This window comes from Streptomyces capoamus (assembly GCF_014654935.1).
GTDB lineage: Bacteria > Actinomycetota > Actinomycetes > Streptomycetales > Streptomycetaceae > Streptomyces > Streptomyces capoamus.
This window is the reverse complement of sequence record NZ_BNBF01000012.1, coordinates 12,773-19,252: the sequence shown is the minus strand read 5'-3', so window position 1 is coordinate 19,252 and position 6,480 is coordinate 12,773. Positions and strand designations below refer to the sequence as shown.

The window sequence follows — 6,480 nt, the reverse complement described above, 5'->3', positions numbered from 1 at the left end:
GGCCCGGTCGCACCTTGTCAACAGCACAGGGAGATCAGTCGCTCACAGCGCGGTCGGCTCACCCAGCTCCGCCGCGTACGGCGGCTCCGCACCCGCCCGCGAACAGGTGATCGCCGCCGCCCGTCCCGCGAAGCGCAGCAGCCGTGTCCAGCCCTCCGTCCCGAGGGCGGCGAGCGCCTCGGGGGACAGCGCGTCCCGGACGGCCAGCCCGTGCAGCAGAGCCGCGTTCACCGTGTCACCGGCGCCGATCGTGTCCACGACGTCCACCTTCTCACCGGGCACGGACAGCTCCCCGCCGTCCCGGGTGAACACGGTCAGACCGTCGCCGCCCCGCGTGACCACCACGGCCGCCGGTCCCGCGGCCAGCCACTCGCGCGGGCTGCCGCCGAGCCACGCCGCGTCCTCCGCGGACAGCTTCAGCAGCGTCACCGAGGGCAGCCAGCTCTCGAACCGCGCCCGGTAGGCGTCCGCGTCCGGGATCAGCCCCGCCCGGACGTTGGGATCGAGAGCGGTGAACAGCCCCTGCCCCGCGGCGGTCCGCATCAGCTCCTCGTAGGCGCTCGCCCCCGGTTCCAGGACGAGCGAGCAGGTACCGAAGGACACCGCGCGGGTACCGGCGGGGAGCGTGGCCGGGGCGGTGAACAGACGGTCCGCCGTGCCGTCGACATAGAACGAGTAGGCGGCCGAGCCGGCGCCGTCGATCGTGGCGACGGCGAGGGTCGTCGGCTCGGGCCCGCGCTGGACGCGGGACACGTCCACACCGGCCCGCCGCAGCCCGTCGAGCAGGGCCTCGCCGAACGCGTCGTCAGACGTCCGGGAGCAGAAGGCGGTGGGGGAGCCGAGCCGCCCGAGGGCCACGGCGGTGTTGTACGGTCCGCCGCCGAGCGCCGGCTTGAGGTGCGCGAGGGCACCGGGGCCCTGCGGTACCAGGTCGATCAGTGCCTCACCGGCGACGACGATCACGTGGCGGTTCCCTTCTCGGACGGCGTGGGGGACGGGGTGTGCCCGGCCGCTCCGGCGGGAGCGGGTTCCTCCGGGCAGCCGCAGGAGGTGCGGTGGACGAACGTGCACGGCAGCCGGACGGTGCGGGCCGGCCGGTCCGGCTCGGCCAGCCGGTCCAGGAGCACCCGGACGGCTCGGGCACCCAGTTCGCGGCTGGGCTGGGCGATGGCGGTCAGCCGGGGCGAGAACAGGTCGGCCCAGGCGAAGTCGTCGAAGCAGCACAGGGCGATGTCGTCCGGTACGGACCGGCCGTGCCGGCGCAGCGCGCGCAGCGCGCCGATGGTCATCGCGTTGTTGGCGGTGACGAGGGCCGTGGGCGGCTCGGGCAGGCCGAGCAGGGCGGCCGTGGCCCGCTCGGCGCCGGCGGACTCGGAATGGCCGGAGACGAGGAGAGCGTCGTCGTACGCCAGACCGGCGGCGGCGAGACCCTCGCGATAGCCGGAGATGCGCTCATCGGTGGTGCTCAGCCCGGGCAGGCCGGCGACCAGGGCGATCCGGCGGTGCCCCAGTTCGGCGAGGTGGGTGACGAGCCGGGCCGTCGGCGCGGCGCTCTCGGCGCACACCTGGTCGAAACCCGGCGCGCCGAGGCCGGCGGCGCCACCCGGGCCGTCGTCCGGCGGAACGTCCTCCGGCCCGCTCGGGCCGACCAGCCGGTCCAGGAACACGGTCGGTACCGCGTGGCGCCGCAGATAGCCGAGGAGCTCACCGGGCTCCGCCGACGGGGCGACGATCAGGCCGTCCACCCGGCGCTCATGGAGGAGCCGGACGACCTTGCGTTCGTGCCGGGGGTCGTCGTGCGGATCGGCGATGAGCAGGCTGTAGCCCGCCTCCAGGGCAGCGGCCTCGACACCTTGCAGGATCTCGGTGAAGTAGGGGTTGCTGATGGCGGACACCGCGAGGCCGATGGATCGCGTGCGCGAGGTCACCAGGGAGCGGGCCAGGGTGTTGGGGGTGTAGCCCAGCGCGTCGACGGCGTCGAGCACGGCCTGGCGGGTGTGGGGGAGCACCGGGCGCGTGCCGTTGAGGACATGGGAGACGGTCGCCACGGAGACTCCGGCGCTCCGGGCGACATCCGCCATGGTGGCCATCGCATCCCCTCTCCGAGTCGACAGGCCGGCAAGCCGACCAGTGGGCAGCGGCGAACCGATTCGGCTGACTTCCGGGCAGCACTCGTTCGCAGCGGGTGCCCGACCCTGTGCTCTTCCCGCCTTCCGGGCGGGACGCTATCCCACCGCCCTGCCCCGCGTAAACGCTTGCGCAAACGTTTACGTCCGCAGGTGGCCCGCTGCCCGTCCCAAGTCGCCCGAACCTTCCCTCACCGGTCCGGCCCGCCTGACCGGCGTCCCTCCAGCCCTGCCACGGCGGCTCCCCGGCCGCCCCGCGTGCCTCGCCCGCCCCGCCCCCCGCCCCCCACCTCGACCCCTCTGTCCGGGTATCGTGCGCTCCGCACAGCCCTTGACCAGTGGAGTACCAGATGCCCGCCCGCTCCTCCGCCAGCCGCCGCACCGTCCTGCGCGGGGCCGCCGTCGCCCCGGTCGCCGGGCTCGGCCTGGCCGCGTGTTCGGCACCGGGCGGAAGCGGTTCGCCCGCCGCCACCCCGACCGCTCAGGTCGACCTCGGTGCCGAGAGCGAGGTCGCCGAGGGCGGGGCCAAGCTCTACCGGGACCACAACGTGGTCGTCAGCCGTGGCGAGGACGGCACGCTGAAGGCCTACAGCACCATCTGCTCGCACGCGGGGTGCCCCATCAACAAGCTCCAGGGAACGACCCTGATCTGTCCCTGTCACGGCAGCGAGTTCGACGCACTGACGGGCAAGGTGGTCCGGACGCCGGCCACCGTGCCCCTGAACGAGCTGCCGGTGAAGGCCGCCAACGGCAGGATCGTCGCCGGTCCGGCGGACTGACCGGAGGGCCCGGGACCAACGAGCAGCCAGGGGCCACGGCATGGTCGCGGGGGTCGCGGCCCGGCCGGCGGGGGCCGGAGGACCTGGTCAGTCCCAGTCCCAGTCCCAGGCCAGTCCCAGTCCCAGTCCCAGGCGTCGGACCCGGTCAGTCCCAGTCCCAGGCGATCCCCACGACGCCCGGCCGGATGCGCGGCTCGACCACGTGGGCCGAGTGGTGCGGGCCGGTCACGGGCAGTTCCTGCCGGTTGTTGCGCGGGGCGGCCGCGGAGTGCTGGGTGAAGCGGTGGCAGCGCACGGGCAGGGCCGCGGTGTCGAAGCGCACCTGGAGCGCGTACTGGCCACCGGGGCAGCCGAACCGCTGGAGATACTCGCGGGAGGGACCGGCCGTGCCGTCCTCGATGCCGTAACGGAACAGGAAGGTGTCGCCGGAGCCCAGCCGGGTGCCGAAGAGCAGCTCGGCCACCAGCACCCCGCTCTCCCGGTCCCAGCGCAGGCGGCCGGTGCGGCAGTTCTCCAGGGCGTGCACGGTGATGCGGCGCGGATCGCAGCCAGGGTCGCCGTGGTGGACGGCGACGAAGCGGTCGACGCCGTCGCGGTGGGCGCGCACGATGTGGTGGGCCTCGCGGGCGGCCAGTTCGCGCCGGGCGCCGATCCGGACGCATTCGTGGTGGCCCAGGGTGTTCAGTCCTCCGTCCATGGCCCAGCCGAGATCGGCGGTGAGCCGGTCCACGATGTCGGAGGCCTCGACGAGGGAGCGGTAGGAGCGGCCCGGACGCCCGGCCGCCGCGCACTCGTCGGACTCGGCGAGCAGCCGGATCAAGGACTCCTCCGGCAGCTGGAGGATCTCCTCCAGTGCCCGTACGGCGCGCAGCGACTCGGGGCGCTGGGGGCGGCGGGCGCCCTGCTGCCAGTAACTCAGGCTGGTGACGCCCACTTTGACCCCGTGGCGCGACAGATGGTGCTGCACGCGCTGGAGCGGCAGCCCGCGCGCGGCGATCGCGGCGCGCAGCGCCACGTGGAAGGGGCCGCCGCGCAGGGCCGAGTCGAGTTCCGCGGTGGGGACGTCCGCGTGCTCTGTGGCATGCCGCATGCCGAGGAGCCTTTCTGTGAGGTGTCGCAACGGCTGGTCAGACCGTCTGTGCGGTGTGCGGGACCACCCCCGTGGGCTCCGCGGACGCCCGTGGCCGGGCAGGCCGCGCGCCCGTGCGCTGTGCGCGGGCCCCGACTTCCCGTGCATTGAAGCGTGTTGACCAGAACGCGACAACACCTCGGACCCGGTCGCTCTGGACGACTGGCCGGACCCTGTCGTCCCGTGAACGGGACAGGGGCCCAGCACCGGACCGCCGCGGCCTGATCAGCGGCCTCGCCGGGAAGACGGTGACCTCCGGCGCGTCCGCCGCATGACCGGAACGCGACCGTCGGACGGACCGAGGGCACGGTTCGCCGCTCCGAGCGGGGCATACCGGTCGGAGAGGTGAGCATCGCCCGCCCGGTGGACGGGGTGCCGTCCGGCCGGGACCGTCCCCAGGCCCGACGCGGTGTCGGTGCTCGTTAGTAGGGTGTGAGACATGGCCGACCCCTCCAGCTACCGCCCCAGGCCGGGAGACATCCCGGACTGCCCCGGGGTGTACAGGTTCCGTGACGAGCACCGCCGTGTGATCTACGTCGGGAAGGCGAAGAGCCTGCGCCAGCGCCTGGCGAACTATTTCCAGGACCTGGCGAACCTGCACCCGCGCACCCGGAGCATGGTGACCACCGCCGCGTCCGTGGAGTGGACCGTGGTGTCCACCGAGGTGGAGGCGCTGCAGCTGGAGTACTCCTGGATCAAGGAGTACGACCCCCGGTTCAACGTCAAGTACCGCGACGACAAGAGCTACCCGTACCTCGCGGTCACGATGAACGAGCAGTTCCCGCGCGTGCAGGTGATGCGCGGGCACAAGAAGAAGGGCGTCCGCTACTTCGGACCGTACGCGCACGCCTGGGCCATCCGGGACACCGTCGACCTGCTGCTGCGGGTGTTCCCGGTGCGGACCTGCTCGACGGGCGTCTTCAAGAACGCCGCCCGCACCGGCCGGCCCTGTCTGCTCGGCTACATCGGCAAGTGCTCCGCCCCCTGCGTCGGCCGGATCACCCCCGAGGACCACCGGGAGCTGGCCGCGGAGTTCTGCGACTTCATGGCGGGCCGCACGGGCACGTACCTCCGCCGTCTGGAGCAGCAGATGATGGAGGCGGCGGAGGAGATGGAGTACGAGCGGGCCGCCCGCCTGCGCGACGACATCGAGGCCCTGAAGAAGGCCATGGAGAAGAACGCGGTCGTGCTCGCCGACGCGACCGACGCCGACCTCGTCGCCGTCGCCGAGGACGAGCTGGAGGCGGCCGTGCAGATCTTCCACGTGCGTGGCGGCCGGGTCCGCGGTCAGCGCGGCTGGGTGACCGACAAGGTCGAGGAGATCACCACGGGAGCCCTGGTCGAGCACGCGCTGCAGCAGCTGTACGGCGAGGAGAGCGGGGACGCGGTTCCCAAGGAGGTGCTGGTCCCGGCGCTGCCCGAGCCGGTCGAGCCGGTCCAGGAGTGGCTGGCCGTCCGCCGCGGGTCGAACGTGTCGCTGCGTATTCCGCAGCGCGGCGACAAGAAGGCGCTCATGGAGACCGTGCAGCGCAACGCCCAGCAGACCCTCGCCCTGCACAAGACCAGGCGCGCCTCCGACCTGACCACGCGCTCGCGCGCGCTGGAGGAGATCGCCGAGGCCCTCGACCTGGACAGCGCCCCGCTGCGCATCGAGTGCTACGACATCTCGCACCTCCAGGGCGACGACGTGGTGGCCTCCATGGTCGTCTTCGAGGACGGTCTGCAGCGCAAGAGCGAGTACCGGCGCTTCCAGATCAAGGGCTTCGCCGGCCAGGACGACGTGCGCTCCATGCACGAGGTGATCACCCGCCGCTTCAGGCGTTACCTGGCCGAGAAGGAGCGGACCGGGGAGTGGGCCGACGGCACCGCCACCGACGGCACCGCCACTGACGGCACTGCCATCGACGGCACCGCCACCGACGGCACTGCCATCGACGGCACCGCCACCGACGGCACTGCCACCGACGGCACCGCCACCGATGGAACCCCCACCGCCGCCGACGCAGCCGCTTCCGCCACCCCCACCTCCGCCCATGCCACCGTCACCCCGACCCCCGTCGACGGCACTCCCGATGGCTCCGGCGTGGCCGGCGCCCCCGGCGCCGGTGCCGGTCTCCCGGCCCCCCTCTCCGGCGGCGACGCCCTGCTCGCCGGTGTCGAGCCGGTCACCGACTCCCTCAAGGACGACGACGGCCGCCCCAGGAAGTTCGCCTACCCGCCCCAGCTGGTGGTGGTCGACGGCGGTCAGCCGCAGGTCGCGGCGGCCCGGCGCGCCCTGGACGAGCTGGGCATCGACGACATCGCCGTCTGCGGCCTGGCCAAGCGCCTGGAGGAGGTCTGGGTCCCCGGCGAGGACGACCCGGTGGTCCTGCCCCGCACCAGCGAGGGCCTCTACCTGCTCCAGCGCGTCCGCGACGAGGCCCACCGGTTCGCGATCACCTACCAG

General features: G+C 73.3%; 5 protein-coding genes. 2 read left to right on the top strand and 3 right to left on the bottom strand.

What is annotated here, in order from left to right:
* Positions 1-42 precede the first annotated feature (42 nt).
* Entirely contained in the window at positions 43-963 is a 921-nt protein-coding gene (locus IE312_RS19770) for a carbohydrate kinase family protein (protein ID WP_189983614.1), read from the bottom strand.
* The gene (locus IE312_RS19765; protein ID WP_189983612.1) at positions 960-2,090 is read right to left on the bottom strand and encodes a LacI family DNA-binding transcriptional regulator; all 1,131 of its coding nucleotides are present in this window, start codon (positions 2,088-2,090) and stop codon (positions 960-962) included. The genes IE312_RS19770 and IE312_RS19765 overlap by 4 nt, the downstream gene beginning before the upstream one ends.
* Before the next feature lie 386 nt (positions 2,091-2,476).
* Here IE312_RS19765 and IE312_RS19760 point away from each other — a divergent pair, with 386 nt between their 5' ends.
* Positions 2,477-2,905 (top strand): Rieske (2Fe-2S) protein, encoded by a 429-nt coding sequence (locus IE312_RS19760; RefSeq protein WP_189983610.1) that lies wholly within the window; start codon positions 2,477-2,479, stop codon positions 2,903-2,905.
* Positions 2,906-3,050: 145 nt separating this feature from the next.
* On the opposite strand, the gene IE312_RS19755 is transcribed toward IE312_RS19760, so the two are convergent.
* Positions 3,051-3,995, bottom strand: coding sequence for a hypothetical protein (locus tag IE312_RS19755; protein ID WP_189983609.1), 945 nt, complete (start codon positions 3,993-3,995; stop codon positions 3,051-3,053).
* 478 nt (positions 3,996-4,473) lie between these two features.
* Here IE312_RS19755 and uvrC point away from each other — a divergent pair.
* The coding region (gene uvrC / locus IE312_RS19750) for an excinuclease ABC subunit UvrC (protein ID WP_229900165.1) at positions 4,474-6,480 on the top strand (2,007 nt) is incomplete at its 3' end.